Origin of the sequence: Halomonas sp. DP1Y21-3 (genome assembly GCF_019801245.1) — a bacterium.
GTDB lineage: Bacteria > Pseudomonadota > Gammaproteobacteria > Pseudomonadales > Halomonadaceae > Halomonas > Halomonas litopenaei.
Genome location: NZ_JAHVJM010000007.1, coordinates 115,397 through 129,979 on the forward strand (window position 1 = coordinate 115,397; position 14,583 = coordinate 129,979).

The 14,583-nt window shown below is 67.5% G+C and carries 13 protein-coding genes; 7 read left to right on the top strand and 6 right to left on the bottom strand.

Annotated elements, in window-relative coordinates:
- Positions 1 to 49: 49 nt before the first annotated feature.
- On the bottom strand, positions 50 to 961 hold the full coding sequence (locus tag KUV74_RS18900; RefSeq protein ID WP_222517104.1) for a LysR family transcriptional regulator: 912 nt from the start codon (positions 959 to 961) through the stop codon (positions 50 to 52).
- A gap of 128 nt (positions 962 to 1,089) precedes the next feature.
- Here KUV74_RS18900 and KUV74_RS18905 point away from each other — a divergent pair, with 128 nt between their 5' ends.
- From KUV74_RS18905 to KUV74_RS18930, 6 genes are all read left to right on the top strand, one after another.
- Entirely contained in the window at positions 1,090 to 2,535 is a 1,446-nt protein-coding gene (locus KUV74_RS18905; RefSeq protein ID WP_222517105.1) for an aldehyde dehydrogenase family protein, read from the top strand.
- 11 nt (positions 2,536 to 2,546) lie between these two features.
- Positions 2,547 to 3,551: a dipeptidase gene (locus KUV74_RS18910; protein ID WP_204248966.1), complete on the top strand. Its 1,005-nt coding sequence runs from the start codon at positions 2,547 to 2,549 to the stop codon at positions 3,549 to 3,551.
- A 180-nt stretch (positions 3,552 to 3,731) separates the two neighbouring features.
- Positions 3,732 to 5,369: a BCCT family transporter gene (locus KUV74_RS18915; protein WP_222517106.1), complete on the top strand. Its 1,638-nt coding sequence runs from the start codon at positions 3,732 to 3,734 to the stop codon at positions 5,367 to 5,369.
- A gap of 1 nt (position 5,370) precedes the next feature.
- Positions 5,371 to 7,161: a hypothetical protein gene (locus tag KUV74_RS18920; RefSeq protein WP_261395586.1), complete on the top strand. Its 1,791-nt coding sequence runs from the start codon at positions 5,371 to 5,373 to the stop codon at positions 7,159 to 7,161.
- Positions 7,158 to 7,973: a DUF3726 domain-containing protein gene (locus KUV74_RS18925; protein WP_045993663.1), complete on the top strand. Its 816-nt coding sequence runs from the start codon at positions 7,158 to 7,160 to the stop codon at positions 7,971 to 7,973. Before KUV74_RS18920 ends, KUV74_RS18925 begins: the two co-directional genes overlap by 4 nt.
- A 70-nt stretch (positions 7,974 to 8,043) precedes the next feature.
- Positions 8,044 to 8,427, top strand: coding sequence for a RidA family protein (locus KUV74_RS18930; RefSeq protein WP_222517107.1), 384 nt, complete (start codon positions 8,044 to 8,046; stop codon positions 8,425 to 8,427).
- Positions 8,428 to 8,598: 171 nt separating this feature from the next.
- On the opposite strand, the gene KUV74_RS18935 is transcribed toward KUV74_RS18930, so the two are convergent.
- The 4 genes from KUV74_RS18935 to KUV74_RS18950 are packed head-to-tail and all read right to left on the bottom strand — an operon-like array spanning position 8,599 to position 12,451.
- Positions 8,599 to 9,372: a transporter substrate-binding domain-containing protein gene (locus tag KUV74_RS18935; RefSeq protein ID WP_222517108.1), complete on the bottom strand. Its 774-nt coding sequence runs from the start codon at positions 9,370 to 9,372 to the stop codon at positions 8,599 to 8,601.
- Between the two features lie 14 nt (positions 9,373 to 9,386).
- Positions 9,387 to 11,000 carry an NAD(P)/FAD-dependent oxidoreductase gene (locus KUV74_RS18940; RefSeq protein ID WP_222517109.1) on the bottom strand — a complete coding sequence of 538 codons (1,614 nt, stop codon included), beginning with the start codon at positions 10,998 to 11,000 and terminating at the stop codon, positions 9,387 to 9,389.
- Positions 10,987 to 11,352, bottom strand: a complete 366-nt coding sequence (locus KUV74_RS18945) for a (2Fe-2S)-binding protein (protein ID WP_222517110.1) — start codon at positions 11,350 to 11,352, stop codon at positions 10,987 to 10,989. The genes KUV74_RS18940 and KUV74_RS18945 overlap by 14 nt, the downstream gene beginning before the upstream one ends.
- A complete protein-coding gene (locus KUV74_RS18950; protein ID WP_222517111.1) occupies positions 11,336 to 12,451 on the bottom strand; it encodes an NAD(P)/FAD-dependent oxidoreductase in 1,116 nt (371 codons plus the stop codon). Before KUV74_RS18950 ends, KUV74_RS18945 begins: the two co-directional genes overlap by 17 nt.
- A gap of 190 nt (positions 12,452 to 12,641) precedes the next feature.
- Here KUV74_RS18950 and KUV74_RS18955 point away from each other — a divergent pair, with 190 nt between their 5' ends.
- Positions 12,642 to 13,556 carry a LysR substrate-binding domain-containing protein gene (locus KUV74_RS18955; RefSeq protein WP_222517112.1) on the top strand — a complete coding sequence of 305 codons (915 nt, stop codon included), beginning with the start codon at positions 12,642 to 12,644 and terminating at the stop codon, positions 13,554 to 13,556.
- A gap of 86 nt (positions 13,557 to 13,642) precedes the next feature.
- On the opposite strand, the gene KUV74_RS18960 is transcribed toward KUV74_RS18955, so the two are convergent.
- Positions 13,643 to 14,527 carry a LysR family transcriptional regulator gene (locus KUV74_RS18960; RefSeq protein ID WP_222517113.1) on the bottom strand — a complete coding sequence of 295 codons (885 nt, stop codon included), beginning with the start codon at positions 14,525 to 14,527 and terminating at the stop codon, positions 13,643 to 13,645.
- Positions 14,528 to 14,583: the final 56 nt, after the last annotated feature.

Genomic DNA, 14,583 nt, shown 5'->3' on the forward strand with positions numbered 1-14,583 from the left:
TCGGCTATTGGCTGAACGGCTATTGGCTGATCGGCTATTGGCTGATCGGCTATTGGCTGCTCGGGCCATGGCCATCCTCCCCCTGCCCCTCCTCCAGGCGCTCGATAATAAAGGCCGCCATGGCAGCGGCGGCCGGCGACAGGCTGCGACCGGCCAGGCGCACCAGTCCCACCTGGCGCTCCACCACCGGGCACTCCAGCGGAACGAACCTCAGCCGCTCGTACTCCTCGGCGAACGCCAGTCGCGGCAGGGTGGTGATGCCGAGCCCCGCCACCAGGCTGGCGGTCAGCGAGATCATGTTGGAGATGAAGAAGGTGGGACTTGCCAGCAGCGCCTCGGCCTCGGTGCCCTCGAGCAGCCGCGAGGTGCCATTGCCGATCAGGGTCTCGCCGGCAAGCTCGCGCCAGTGCAGGCTCTCGCGCCCGGCGAAGGGATGGTCATCGCGACACACCACCCCCACCTTGTCGCGCAGCAAAGGGGTGAACGCCAGGGCATCGTCAGGCTGCCACAGGCTTGAAAGCCCGATATCCACCTCACCGCCCAGCACCTGCTCGCGCACGAAGTCGGCGTTGCCGTCGTGCAGCGCCACGCGGATGCCCGGATAGCGCTCGACGAACTCCGACAGCAAGCTCGGCATCAGGCGGCTGGCCACCGACGGTACCGCCGCCATATCTAGATGCCCCGCCTGGCGCTCGACCTGGGCGAGCAGGTCACGGCTCAGGCGATCATGCTGGAGGATCAGCTCGCGAAAGCGCGGCACGCAGTACTCGCCGAAGGGGGTGAGGCTCGCCTGGGCACCCTTCTCGAACAGCGCCTCACCAAGGCGCGCCTCCAGCTCGCGCACCGCCATCGACACCGCCGGCTGGCTGCGGTGAAGCTGGCGCGCGGCGGCGTGAAAGCCGCCGTGGTCGACAATCGCCAGCACGTAGCGCAGCGGCTGGATCTTGAGGTCGGGGAGCATGGCATTTCCTCACACGGGCCGTCACACAGACAGGCGGTAAGCCTTATTTATCATATGCTCGTTATTATTGATTATCTTTATTTTGGTGACTCTCCTAGGCTGTGTCGCATTCGTCACAGGAGGTCATCATGTCTCAGCAGTCAGCCTACCCACTCTATATCGACGGCCAGTGGATCGACGGCGTCGACCAGATCGAGAACCGCAGCCCGTCGGATACCAGCGACCTGATCGGCGTCTACGCCCAGGCCTCGACCGAGCAGGTCAAGGACGCCATCGCCGCCGCCCGCCGGGGTGGCCGCGAATGGGCCAAGAGCGGCCTGGAGCAGCGCTACGGCGTGCTGATGGCGGTGGGCGACGAACTGATGGCGCGCAAGGCCGAGCTCGGCGAGCTGCTGGCCCGTGAAGAGGGCAAGACCCTGGCCGAGGCGGTCGGCGAGGTCCACCGCTCCGCCCAGTTCTTCCACTACTACGCCGCCGAGGTGCTGCGCCAGATCGACGAGCGCGCCGAGTCGGTGCGCCCCGGCGTGGAAGTGGAGGTGCGCCGTGAGCCGGTGGGGGTGGTCGGCGTCATCAGCCCCTGGAACTTCCCCATGGCCACCGCAGTGTGGAAGATCGCCCCGGCGCTGGCCTTCGGCAACGCCGTGGTGTTCAAGCCGGCCAACCTGGTCCCCGCCAGCGCCTGGGCGTTGACCGAGATCCTCAGCCGCCAGGCGCTGCCCGCAGGCAGCTTCAACCTGATCATGGGGCCGGGTTCGAGCGTCGGCGACGCCTTGATCTCGAGTCCCGAGATCAATGCCCTGACCTTTACCGGGTCGCTTGAGGTCGGTCGCCGGGTGGCCGGCGCCACCGCCGCCAACCTGGTCAAGTGCCAGCTCGAGATGGGCTCCAAGAACGCCCTGATCGTGGCCGACGACGCCGATCTCGACCTCGCCGTGGAGGCCGCCTTCAACGGCGCCTACTCCGGCACCGGCCAGAAGTGCACCGCCTCGTCGCGGCTGATCGTCACCGAAAAGGTCCACGACGCCTTCGTCGAGCGGCTGATCGAGCGCCTGAAGCAGGTGCGTGTCGGCCCCGCTCTGGAAGACGGCGTGCACATCGGCCCGGCGGCCGACGCCCGCCAGCTTGCCTCCAACCTGGCATGGGTCGAACGCGCCCAGGCCGATGGGGCTCGGCTGGTGTTCGGCGGCGAGCGCGTCAGCGCGGCAAGCGACGGCTACTTCATGGCACCGGCGCTTCTGGTGGATACCACCAACGACATGGCCATCAATCGCGAGGAGGTGTTCGGCCCGATCGCCTGCGTGATCAAGGTCGCCGACGCCAACGAGGCCATCGAGGTGCTCAACGACACCCACTTCGGCCTGACCGCCGGCATCATCACCGACTCGCTGAAGCTTGCCAGCGAGTTCAAGGCCCGCGCCGAGACCGGCTGCGTGATGGTCAACCTGCCCACTGCGGGCACCGACTACCACGTGCCCTTCGGCGGCCGCAAGGCGTCGAGCTTCGGCCCCCGCGAGCAGGGCCGCTACGCCCGCGAGTTCTACACCGTGGTCAAGACCTGCTACGTCAAGGCCTGAGGAGAGACGTCATGTCCCGAGAAATGCTGACCGTCGACGGCCTGCAGTACTCCAACTGGTCGCGGGAGATCTTCGAGCAGATGCGCGAGGGCGGCCTGGACGCCGTCCACGCCACCCTGGTCTACCACGAGACCACCCGCGAGACGCTGTCGCGCCTGGGCGAGTGGAACCGCCGCTTCGAGGCCCATGCGGACCTGATCATGCCGGTGCGCGGGCCCGGCGATATCGCCAGGGCCCAGGCCAGCGGGCGCATCGGGGTCTTTCTCGGCGCCCAGAACTGCTCGCCCATCGAGGACGATATCGACATGGTCGAGGTGATGCGCGATCTCGGCCTCTTGATCATGCAGCTCACCTACAACAACCAGAGCCTGCTGGCCTGCGGCTGCTACGAGGCAGAAGACAGCGGTATCACCCGCTTCGGGCGCCAGGTGATTCGCGAGATGAACCGGGTCGGCATGGTCATCGACATGTCCCACAGCGCTGAGCGCTCGACCCTCGAGGCCATCGAGCTGTCGAGCCGTCCTGTGATCATCTCCCACGCCAACCCCGAGAGCTTCCACCCGGCCAAGCGCAACAAGTCCGACCGGGTACTCAGGGCCATCGCCGAGTGCAACGGCCTGCTGGGCTTCTCGGCCTACCCCTTCCACCTGCGCAACGGCCCGGACTGCACCCTTGCCGAGTACTGCGAGATGATCGCCCGCACCGCCGACCTGATGGGGGTCGAACACCTGGGCATCGGCACCGACCTGTGTCAGAACCAGCCCACCTCGGTGCTCGACTGGATGCGCAACGGCCGCTGGTCCAAGGACATGGACTACGGCGAGGGCAGCGCCACCAACGCCGGCTGGCCGCGGCCACTGGCCTGGCTCAAGGACAGTCGCGACTTCCCCAACCTGATACAGGGCCTGCGCGACGTCGGCATGAACGAGGACGAAGTGGCCGGCATCATGGGCCGCAACTGGGTGGCGCTGCTGGAGCGCGCCGCCACGCCTCAGGGGATCGCCAAGGTCGCCTGAGGCGGCACTCGGAACAGCCCCCGACCAGTCCTCGACCAGCCCTCGACCAACCCTGGACCAGCCATCCGTCAGCCACCGACCCGCCGGCATTCCATATCTCAACAACAACCGAATGCCGGCGGTCATCAATCACCATAACAGGCACCGCCCCGACGGTGCCGCACGCCAGAGGTTCATGCCATGACCACCTCCACCACCGGCACCTCGTCACCCGCCGATCGCTCGGCGCCAGCGACCGCGACCGCGGACTTGCCCGCCGGCCAGTATCGCCTGGGCGACCCCGTCGTGCTCTGTCTCAGCATCGGTTTCATCCTGCTGTTCGTCGGCCTGTCGCTGTACGACATCGACGGCGTCGCGGGGGCCATCGGCACGGGCTTCGCCTGGACCGCCAAGGCGCTCGGCAGCTACTTCCAGATCCTGCTTTTGTTGACCTTCTTTATCGCCATGGGGCTGATCGCCACCCCGGCGGCGAGTGCACGCATCGGCAACACCCGCACGCCGGAACTGTCCACCTTCAAGTGGGTGTCGATCATCATGTGCACCCTGCTGGCGGGGGGCGGGGTGTTCTTCGCCGCCGGCGAGCCGATCTACCACTTCGTGGTCACGCCGCCGGCCTTTGCCGGCAGCGCGGCCATCGAGGCCGGTAGCGACTCCGCCATCGCCCCGGCCCTGGCCCAGTCGTTCATGCACTGGGGCTTTCTGGCCTGGGCGGTGCTCGGCAGCCTGACCGCGGTGGTGCTGTCCCACGCCCACTATGACAAGGGCCAGCCCTTGCAGCCGCGCACCCTGCTCTATCCGGTGCTCGGCGAGCGGCTGATGAAGGGCCCGCTGGGCGGCGTGGTCGACGCCCTGTGCGTGATCGCGGTGGTGGCCGGCACCGTCGGCCCCATCGGCTTTCTTGCCACCCAGGTCAGCTTCGGTCTGCATGAGCTGTTCGGCGTGGCCAACACCTACATGACTCAGCTGATCATCCTGATCGGCCTCGGCGCGGTCTACGTTACCTCGGCGGTTACCGGCATCGACAAGGGCATCCAGATCCTGTCGCGCTTCAACGTCTTCCTGGCGCTCGCCATCGCCGCGGTGATCTTCCTGTTCGGGCCGACGCTGTTCATGGTCAACGCCTTCACCCAGGGCTTCGGCGAGTACCTGACGTCGTTCTTCGCGATGTCGACGATGACCGCCCAGAGCGCGCCGGACTGGTGGATGCAGTGGTGGACGGTGTTCTTCTTTGCCTGGTTCATCGGCTACGGCCCGCTGATGGCGATCTTCGTCGCGCGCATCTCCAGGGGCCGCACCATTCGCCAGATGGTACTTACCGTGGCGGTGCTGGCACCGGTGGCCACGGCCATCTGGTTCACCCTGCTGGGCGGTTCCGGCATCTTCTACCAGATGACCGGAGCCATCGACCTGACCGAGGCGCTCAACAACTTCCAGTTCGACGTGGCTACGCTGACCGTGGCCCAGGCGCTGCCCGGCGGTACCGTCATGGCGGTGGCGATCCTGGTGCTGACCACCATCTTCGTCGCCACCACCGGTGACTCCATGAGCTACGCCATCGCCGTGGTCGGTGCCGGCCACGACGAGCCGAGCCCGCTGGTTCGTGCCTTCTGGGGCATCGCCATGGCGCTGATGGCGGCTATCCTCCTGTACATGGGCGCGGGGCAGATCAGCGCCCTGCAGCAGTTCATCGTGCTGACCGCCATCCCGGTGTCGCTGGTGCTGCTGCCGTCGCTGTGGACCGGCCCCCAGGCCGCCCTCGCCATGGCCCGCGCCCAGGGCATCACCAGCCACAAAGCCAGCGCTACAGGGGAGGCCTGAGATGAGACGCGAAGACCTCGCCAGCCGCCTTTCCGACGTCGAGCAGCGCCTGCGTCTGCGCGCGCCCGACGAGGTGATGCAACTCGATCGCCTGGGCAGCCTGCACGCCAGCCGGCTGAGCTTCGTCCGTAGCCTGGTGCGCCAGATGGCGCGCCAGCGCTGGCAGATCAGCACCACCCGCTTCGAGCTCGACGCCGAGGGCCACGGTGTCGCCATCTATCGTCTGCAGACGCCCCAGGCCCGCTACCACGGGGTGATCTTTTCCCAGCCATTGGATGACGCCGCCCGCTCCGACCGGGTCATCGCCGAGGCCTGGGACGTCACCTTCGGCGTGGTCGAAGGTGACGTGGACGACTCGCTGCTCGAACAGATGGCCGCCAATGTGCCGCTACAGGAGGCCGGGCGCCAGCATCCACGTCTGCTGGTGCTGTCCCGGGCCAACCGCAGCCTCAGAAACTTCGCCGCCTTTCTCGACGCGCTGTGCGCCGGGCGCCAGCCGGACCCGGCCTGGCTGACCCGGGTCGGCTATCTGTATCGCACCACCGCGGTCTACGGAAATGGCAAGTTCGGCATCGCCGACTTCGATCGGCTGAAGCACAACCCGGACTTCCAGCGTCCCTTCTCGGCCCAGATGCTGGCGGTCTACCTGCTGCGCCACTTCTCCATCGAGCAGATCGAGCATATGGCCCGAGCCCGCGCGCCGGGCAGCGCCGTCGCCATGGCCGCACCGCTGCGCCGCTATCTGGGCATCGGCAATTCCACCGGACTGGGCATGGCGCCCTTTCTGATCAACCACCCGCAGCTGATCCAGCGCTGGGTCGAGAGCCGCGAGAAGGCGCTGGCCCAGGTCAGTGGTCAGGTCCCTGGTGAACCGGAGCGACAGCGCCTGGTGGCGCTTGTCGCCCGGGCCGAGCGCCACCTGGCCCAGACCGTGACCGAGGATAGCGAGCAGAGCGCGCGCAACCGCGAGACCGCCAGCGCCCTGCCGGCGGTGCGCGCCTGGCTCGAGCAGGTACCACTGGCCGAGGAGCTGTGGCAGGAGCTGATCGACTGGAGCCGCCAGACCCTGAGCCTGGAAGCCCAGGAGCTGATCCACACCCTGCTGCTTGAGCTCTACCCGGAGATCGTCGATCCCTTCGAGGACCAGATGGGGGTCGAGGAGGGCCTGGAGCTGACCCCGGACATGCCGCTGGTCAGACTCAAGCAGTTGATCGAGACCCACTACGACTGGGCCCTGCGTCATGACTTCGCCGACCCCGAGGAACGCTACTGGTTCTGGTATCGCTCGGTCGAGAAGGAAGAACCGCGCCTGGGCGTGCGCGACGTCGAGCCCGGTGCCGACCGTGAACTGAAGCTCGCCATCGCGCCTCGGGTGGCCGATACCCATGGGGTCATCGACGACTTCCTCAGCGCCCATCCGCGCGCCCTGGTGGTGGAGTTCCTGATTCACCATCCGCGTCACAAGGACATCATCCGGCGCATCCAGAGCATGGCCGAGACGCCCTTCGGCGAGATCCGCGCCAATCTGTGGGCCCGCGAGATGAAGCCAATGCACCTGCTTCGCACCAAGCTGTCGTTCTTCGGCGCCAGTCGCTTCGATCCCAAGTCCGATCGCTGGGTGCGCATCACCCTGTTCCAGGGCGCGCCATTGGTCGAGGAGCTCAACGCCGAGCCCAGCGATCTGATCGACTTCGACGACTGGAGCTTCCCGCTGGAGCCCGACCAGGACGCCGCCGGCACGCTCAAGGAAGCCGATGCCCAACCCCGCCAGCACGCCGGAGCCAACTCATGAAGGTGTCCTACAACGAACTCCAGGGACTCTGCCGCAAGGCCTTCCAGGCCATGGGCTTCGAGGACGGAGACGCCAGCGACGCCGCCGACATGGTGGCCTGGATGCAGCTCTACGAGCTCGGTGGACTGGCAGCGCTGGGACGAGGCCTCGACTTTCTGCTCGCGGATCAGGGCGAGCGCCCCCCGGAACTCGTCTACTCCGACGGCGACCTGGCGGTACTCGACAGCCACGGCGCCAGCGTGCTCAAGAGCTCGACCCTGGCACTGGAGCTGGGCTTCGCCAAGGCCCGGGCGCGGGGCCTTGCGGTGATCAAGATCCGCCACTGCCACAATCGCCAGCTGATCATGGGCTATCTAGCGCGACTGGCCGGGCGCGGGATGAACGTCACCGCCTTCTGGCGCAATGCCCAAGCGCCTGACGGTGAGGCCCGGACCGCTGGCGCAGAGCAGGCGGCAGCCACCCCGCTGATCGAGCAGGTAGTGGGCTTTCGTGCGGGAAGCTCGGTGCCGGAGATCCGTGTCTACGCGGTGCACGAGGTGCCCGAGGAAAACGAGCCCAACGACGGGGTGACGCTGATCATGGCCAACCACGTGGACCTGCTGCCGTCGCTGCGCTCCGAGTATCAGCTCGACCTGCTCGCCCGCCACCAGGAGTCCGACCTGCTGGCTTGCCGCGAGCGTGCCATGCAGCAAGGCATCGAGGTCGACGACGGCCTGTGGGCACAGCTCAAGGCGCTGGCCACCCGGCTGTTGGTGGAGTCTACCGAGGCCTCTCGCAGCGGTGCCGGCGCCGGCACCCACGACAACGACTGACGCACAACCCTCACCCCTTGGCACTCTCTTTGCCCTACTGCCCCCGACTTCCAACGTTCGAGGATACCCCATGGTTCACCCGGTCAAGACCAAGCTGTTCGCCTCCCGCGCCCCACTGTCCTGGGCCAGCGTCGGCAACGGCATCCTGTTCACCGCCCAGATCCCCATCGACAAAAGCGGCGAGGTGGTCGACGGCGGCATCGAGGCCCAGACCCGCCAGACACTGGACAATCTGGTGCACACCCTCACCTGCGCCGGTGGCGGCGTTGAATCGCTGACCCAGGTATTGATCTACGTGACCCGACGCGAGGACCTGGCCACGGTCAACCGGGTCTACGCCGAGTACGTCAGCGAGCCCTACCCCAACCGCGCGGCGGTGATCGTCTCCGGCTTCGCCCGGGAAGAAATGCTGGTCGAGATGGTGGCCTACGCGGCGCTACCGGTGACGCCATAGCCGCCCATTGCACCGTAGCCGCCGATGGCACGAATGGCCGAACCCCCGACACCAACGAGCCCTCCAATGGAGGGCTCGTTGCATGGTGGGCTCGTCGCATGATGGGCTCGTCGCATAGCGGGCTGTCACGCCTCTCGTCTTCATCCCCGTGGGAGGTCGACTCCGCCGGTGCTATTTCTCGAAGTAGCGGGCCCACAGCGCCTGGTAGTCGCCGTCGTCCTTGAGTCCCTGGATGGCCTCGCTGAACTCGACGGCCAGTTCCCGATCACGCTGGCGGAAGGCGGCGCCGACGCCGGGCCCATAGATCGACTCGGGGCCGGTCACCAGCTCGCCCTTGCGCGCAAAGCGCTCATCACTGAACAGCCGCTCCTGGGCCAGCGGGAAGGCGGTAAAGACCAGGTCCAGCCGGCCGGTAAACATGTCGTTGACCACGCCGCCGGAGTCCGAATAGCGACGAATGTCCGCCTCGCCGTGGTAGGTGGTCACGTACTCGTCCTGGATGGTGCCTTGCTGCACACCGATGGTCATCTCCGACAGGTCGCCTTCGGGATCGATCTCTGCGTCGGCCTGACCGACCCACACCGAGGGCACCTGATAGTAGGGATCGGAGAACAGCACCTGTTTCGCGCGTTCGTCGGTGATGTTCATGGCCGAGGCGATCAGATCATACTTGCGCGCCAGCAGCCCCGGGATGATGCCGTCCCAGCCCTGCTCGACCCACTCGCACTGGCGCTGCATGCGCTCGCAGGCGGCCTCGACCAGCTCAACCTCGAAGCCGGTCAGGCTGCCGTCGGGCAGCTTTTCCTGGTACGGCGGATAGGGCACGTCGACACCGATGCGCAGCGGACGATCGTCGGCCTGGGCGGTGGTGGCAACAGCGGCGCTGGCGCCGGCAAGGGCCATCGCCAGGCCAAGGGAGGCAGACAGCGAAGCGTTAATTTTCATGGTCGTTTCTCGCTCTATTGTGATTGTGTGGTCAGGTGATCGGAGGGCGCCAGTGCCAGCTCGCCCAGCGTGATGGAGGTCAACGGTGGGCGAATGCGGTAGTAGCCGACCTCGTCCATGTCGCGGCCCTGCTCGCGGGCCATCAACCGCGACACATTGGTGCCGCATAGCCGTCCCTGGCAGGGGCCCATGCCACAGCGGGTGAAGGCCTTGAGTTGGTTGGGCCCGGCGGGCCCTGCTTCCAGCGCCGCCTTGAGCTGGGCCTGGCTCACCCCTTCGCAGCGACAGATCAGGGTCTCGCCGGGCTGTCGCTCGACCCAGTCCGCCGGTGGAGTGAACAACGCATCCAGCAGACGTCGGCCCGACAGATCCTGGCGGCGTCGACGCCTCAGCGCGGCGCTTTCCTTGGCGATCGCCCTGGCGCTCTCCCTGGCGATCGCCCGGCGGTTATCGGCGTCTGGTATCGGCGCCGCGGCGCCTTTCGCGTCGGCTGGCGTTTCCAGCGGGGCAGCCATCAGGTCGTCCAGCGGCTTATCCATCAGGTCGTCCAGCACGGCTAGCGCCGCCAGTCGCCCTTCGCGCTCGGCATTCACGGCGCCGCCGATGCCACCGCCGTCACCGGCCAGCCACACGCCCGGGCGCACCGACAGGTCGTCGCGGCGATTGGGCACGAACGCCTGCTGCGCCTCCTGCCAGCGGTGCTCGATGCCCAGCCCTCGGGGGAGCTGCGGCTCGGGCACCACCCCCATATGGGTCAACAGCCAATCGGTCTTGAGCCTGTGCTCGTCGCTGTCGCCACGCCGGCGATAGCGCACCCCGGTCAAGCGCTGGTCACCCTCGGCAGCCAGCGACTGGACGCCACGCACGATCGGCACCCCAGCACGCCTCAACGCCGCCAGCATGCGCGCGCCCTTGGCGAGGTAGCCGCGCGCCCGCCAGGCCCTGAGCGGATGGCGCAGGGTCCGCGCCAGTCCCAGATTCGGCGCCGTATCGAGGATCATCCGGGGCGGGCAGCCGGCGTTGAGGTACTGCCAGGCCAGCAGGTACAGCAGTGGCCCGTTGCCCGCCAGCACCGGCGGCCCCTCGGTCAGCAGCGCGCCCTGCTTCATCAGGATCTGGGCGGCACCGGCCTGCATCACCCCAGGTAGCTGCCAGCCGGGGAAGGGCCAGCCCCGCTCCATGGCGCCGGTGGCGATGATCAGACGCTCCGCAACCAGTTCCCGGCTGATGCCATCGTGCCCCCGCACGCCCAGGCGATGGGCGTCGTTCAGGCCGTCGTCCAGGGCGTCGTTCAGGGCATCGCCCAGCGCCTCGATCCACCACACCCGCGTGCCTGGGCGATAGTCGATCTCCCCCCGTCTGGCGGCGTCCAGGAAGGCGCCGACCAGGGCGCGACCGCGATGGTAGTCCTTGCCCATGACTGCGGCGTCGAGCTGGGGCTGGTCGAGATCGCGATAGATCTGCCCGCCCGGCGCCCTGGCCTGATCCAGTACCAGCGAGCGCAGGCCGGCCTCGGCCAGTCTCAGGGCCGCCGCCATGCCGGCAGGGCCGGCGCCGAGTACCACCACTCGGGCGCGGTCCTTGCTGCCGTCGGTGCCGACGGTCTCCCTCGGCTCACAGGTCTGCATCTTCGCGCCCCCTCTGCTCGTCACCACTGGCATGGTTGGCGGTGTCCCACCGGGAAGCCGTCGCTGTCTCTTCGTCGAGCTGGCGGCGTACCCGCATGCCCTGCTCCACCGTGACCAGACAGCCCTGTCGATTGGGGGCACCGTCGATGGTGATCAGGCAGTCGTGGCACACCCCCATCATGCACAGCGGTGCGCGATGGCCACCGGCGACGTGGCGGCGATAGCCGGCGGCGCCCTGGTGCATCAGCACCGCGGCCGCCACGCTAAGCGTCGAGGGCACCTGATAAGGCGCGCCGTCGATGGTGATGGTGACCTCGGGTGTGGCCGTGGCCCTTTTATGCCGCTTGAACATCGAAGCGTCCTCCCGAGAAGAGCGGATAGCGCTCGGTGAGCCGATCATCGTCCAGCGCTGCGGCCAGCTCATCGGCGTGAAAGGCGGCCAGGGTGATGCCACTGTGGCAGCTCAGGTTGTAGGCCCCGGGATAGCGCTGCGAGGCCTCGTAGACGGGGCAGCCGTCCGGCGTCATGATCCTCAGCGCCGCCCAGCTGCGCACCAGCCGCGCCGCCGCCAGATCGGGATAGATGGTCACCGCCCGCCGCGCCAGGGCGTGCAGGGTATCGAGGGTGACCCGGGTGTCGTGGCCGACGTGCTCAAGCACGTCGCCGATCAGGTAGCCGCCGCTCGCCGTCTGGCGAATCTGCGGTGTCGGCAGGCGGCCGGCGGCGGGCAGACGCTCGCTGACCAGCACCTGGCCACGCACCGGCGTGACCCGACCGCAGAGCCCGAGCGGCGGTGCCAGCCGCGCCGCCCCCAGTCCGCAGGCCAGTACCAGCCGTTCGGCACGCACGGCGCCACGGGCGGTATGGGCAACAAAGCCCGCCTCGCCGGGGTCGATCGAGGCGACCGGATGATGAGGCCGTACGTCCACGCCGAGCGCCTGGCAGGCACTGTAGAGTGCGCGCAGCAAAAACAGCGGATTGCAGTGGCCGTCGTGGGGTGTCCAGATGCCCCCCGGGACGTCGCCGCCAAGGCCCGGCAGCAGTCGCTCAAGTCGCGCGCCCTCCAGGTACTCCCAGCGCACGCCGGCCTCACGGGCCCAGGGCGCGTCGTACAGTGCCTGGTACTCGGCGCAACGCTTACGCACCTCGTCGTCGTCAAGACACAGATCGACGCCTCCGGGCTGCTCGAACTCCAGATCCACCTCGGTGCGCTCGCCAAGCTCGCCGGCGAATCTCGGCCAGGCTCGACTCGAGGCCAACGACATCGCCGCATAGGCGGGCATGCCGGCGCCCTTGCCCTGGACCCAGACCAGGCCCGCGTTGCCCCGGGAAGCCTTGAGGGCGGTATCGTGCTCATCGAGAACGCAGACGCGACGGCCACGGCGCGCAAGCCCGTAGGCCACCGCCATGCCGACCACACCACCGCCGATGATCATTACCTCGTGTGCCATGGAAGCCTTGGACCCCTAGCCGTCGATTGCCGATGACTCGACGATAGAATCCACATCCCATACGATCCAATACCAATCAATGGCAAACCCATGCCCTGATGTTATGGCTCCTTTCGATGCAGGGCTGGATGCAGGGCTGATGGGTGGGGCTGATGGGTGGGTTCAGTGGAGGTTTCGATGGAGGACAGCGATGGACAGCCCCCGGCTCAGTGACCGCCAGTTGCAGGCCTTTCAACACACCATGGACAGCGGCAGCGTCACCGCCGCCGCCAGCCGCATGCGCATCGCCCAGCCAGGCGTCACTCGGCTGTTGAAGCAGCTCGAACACGACCTCGGCTTTGCGCTGTTCTCGCGGATCAAGGGACGCCTGGTACCGACGCCGGAGGCGCGCCTGTTCTATCGCGAACAGCAGCGCCTGTGGCAGGGACTCGAACACCTCAGAGACAGCGCCCGGCGGATTCGCCAGCGCGAGCTTGGCGGGCTCGGCATCAGCGCCATGCCGCTGCTCGGCCTGACCTTTGTCCCGGACGTCATCGCCGGGATGGCCAAGGATCACCCGGACCAGCACCTGCGGTTGTCCACCTTCCGCTCCGAGCAGGTGGTGGAAGACGTGGTCACCCAGCGCTCGGAGATCGGTTTTTCCCTGCTGGGCGGCCAGGACGAGCGCCTTGGTGCGTCAGCCTTCACCCTCGATAGCGTCTGCCTGCTGCCCCGGGATCATCCGCTGGCAAGGCGCGAGAGCATCGCCCTTAAGGACCTCGATGGCCAGACGCTGATCCACTATGAACCGGGAGACCCCAGCCGCCAGACGCTGGAGCGAGCCCTGGCCGAGCGAGGCGTCACGCCACGCTCGCGGCTGGAGGTGTCGCTGGCGCTGCAGGCAACCCGTCTGGTTGGCCAGGGCGCCGGCATCGCCATCGTCGACGCCCTCAACGCCCGCGCCATGGGCGGCAGCGACAGCATTGCGCTACCGCTGCAAGAGCCCCTGACCGAGACCTTCTACCTGCTGACGCCCCGGGACCAGCCGCTGTCGCGGCTGGCCGAGGAGTTTGTTCAGCGCTTTCGGCGTCGGTTTGCCGAGGTGCAGGCAGAAGCGACGCCATAGCCCTTAGCAATAGCCCTTGGCAATAGCGGTGGGAAATGGCCCGACACAAGAACCCGCTGGGCAAACCCGGTGGCAAGGACCGCCCGTTACAGCCGCAGCCTGGGCTGGATGACGTCGAGAAACGCCTGAATGCGGACAGACAGGGCGGTATTGCGGTAGTACACCGCCTGCACCAGTTCCCGGGGACCGCCGTGGCGCATGGCGTCAGGCAGGATGACCTCGAGGCGTCCGCTGGCGATATCATCGCCCACCATGAAGTTCGAATGGCAGGCGATGCCCTCCCCGGCCAGGCACAGGTTTCGCATCACCTCGCCACTGGAGGTCGCAAGCGTGGGCGTGATCTCCTCGTCCAGGCCCTCCACCGGCCAGCGATTAAGTGCCGTCGGGGCGAGAAAGCCGATCAGCTGATGATCGGCCAGCTCCGCCACCGAGGCTGGCCGTCCGGCCCGCTCGAGATAGGCGGGGCTCGCCACCAGGTACAGCCGCGAGCGCCCCAGCAACCGGGCGTGTAGGGTGGAGTCCGCCAGGGCACCGATGCGAATGGCCACGTCGGCACGCTGCTCAAGCAGATTGATGATGCCGTCGCTGGCGGACAGCTCCAGCTCGATACCGGGATAGCGACGACGGAATTCTCCCACCAGAGGTACCAGCTGGTGCAGCACGAAGGGGCTGGCAGCGTCCACTCGCAGGCGTCCGCTGGGCTCGCCGCGCCCCAGTGCCAGCGACTCTTCGGCGGCGATCAAGCGCTCGAGCCCGACGCGCACCTGCTCGATAAAGCGACAGCCTTCATCGGTCAGGGCGACGCTTCGCGTGGTGCGGTTCAACAGCGGCACCTCGAGGCGCTGTTCCAGGCGCTGCACCGCCCGGGAGACCCGCGCCACCGGGACGTCCAGACGCGACGCCGCGGCGCTGAAGCCGCCGCTATCGACCACCGCCAGCAGCAGTTCCAGATCTTCTGAGCGGGTCTTCATCGTTGCGGTTCCTGTTCGGTTCGGCGCTGCTGAGTTCGTTTCTGTTTAGCGCGCAA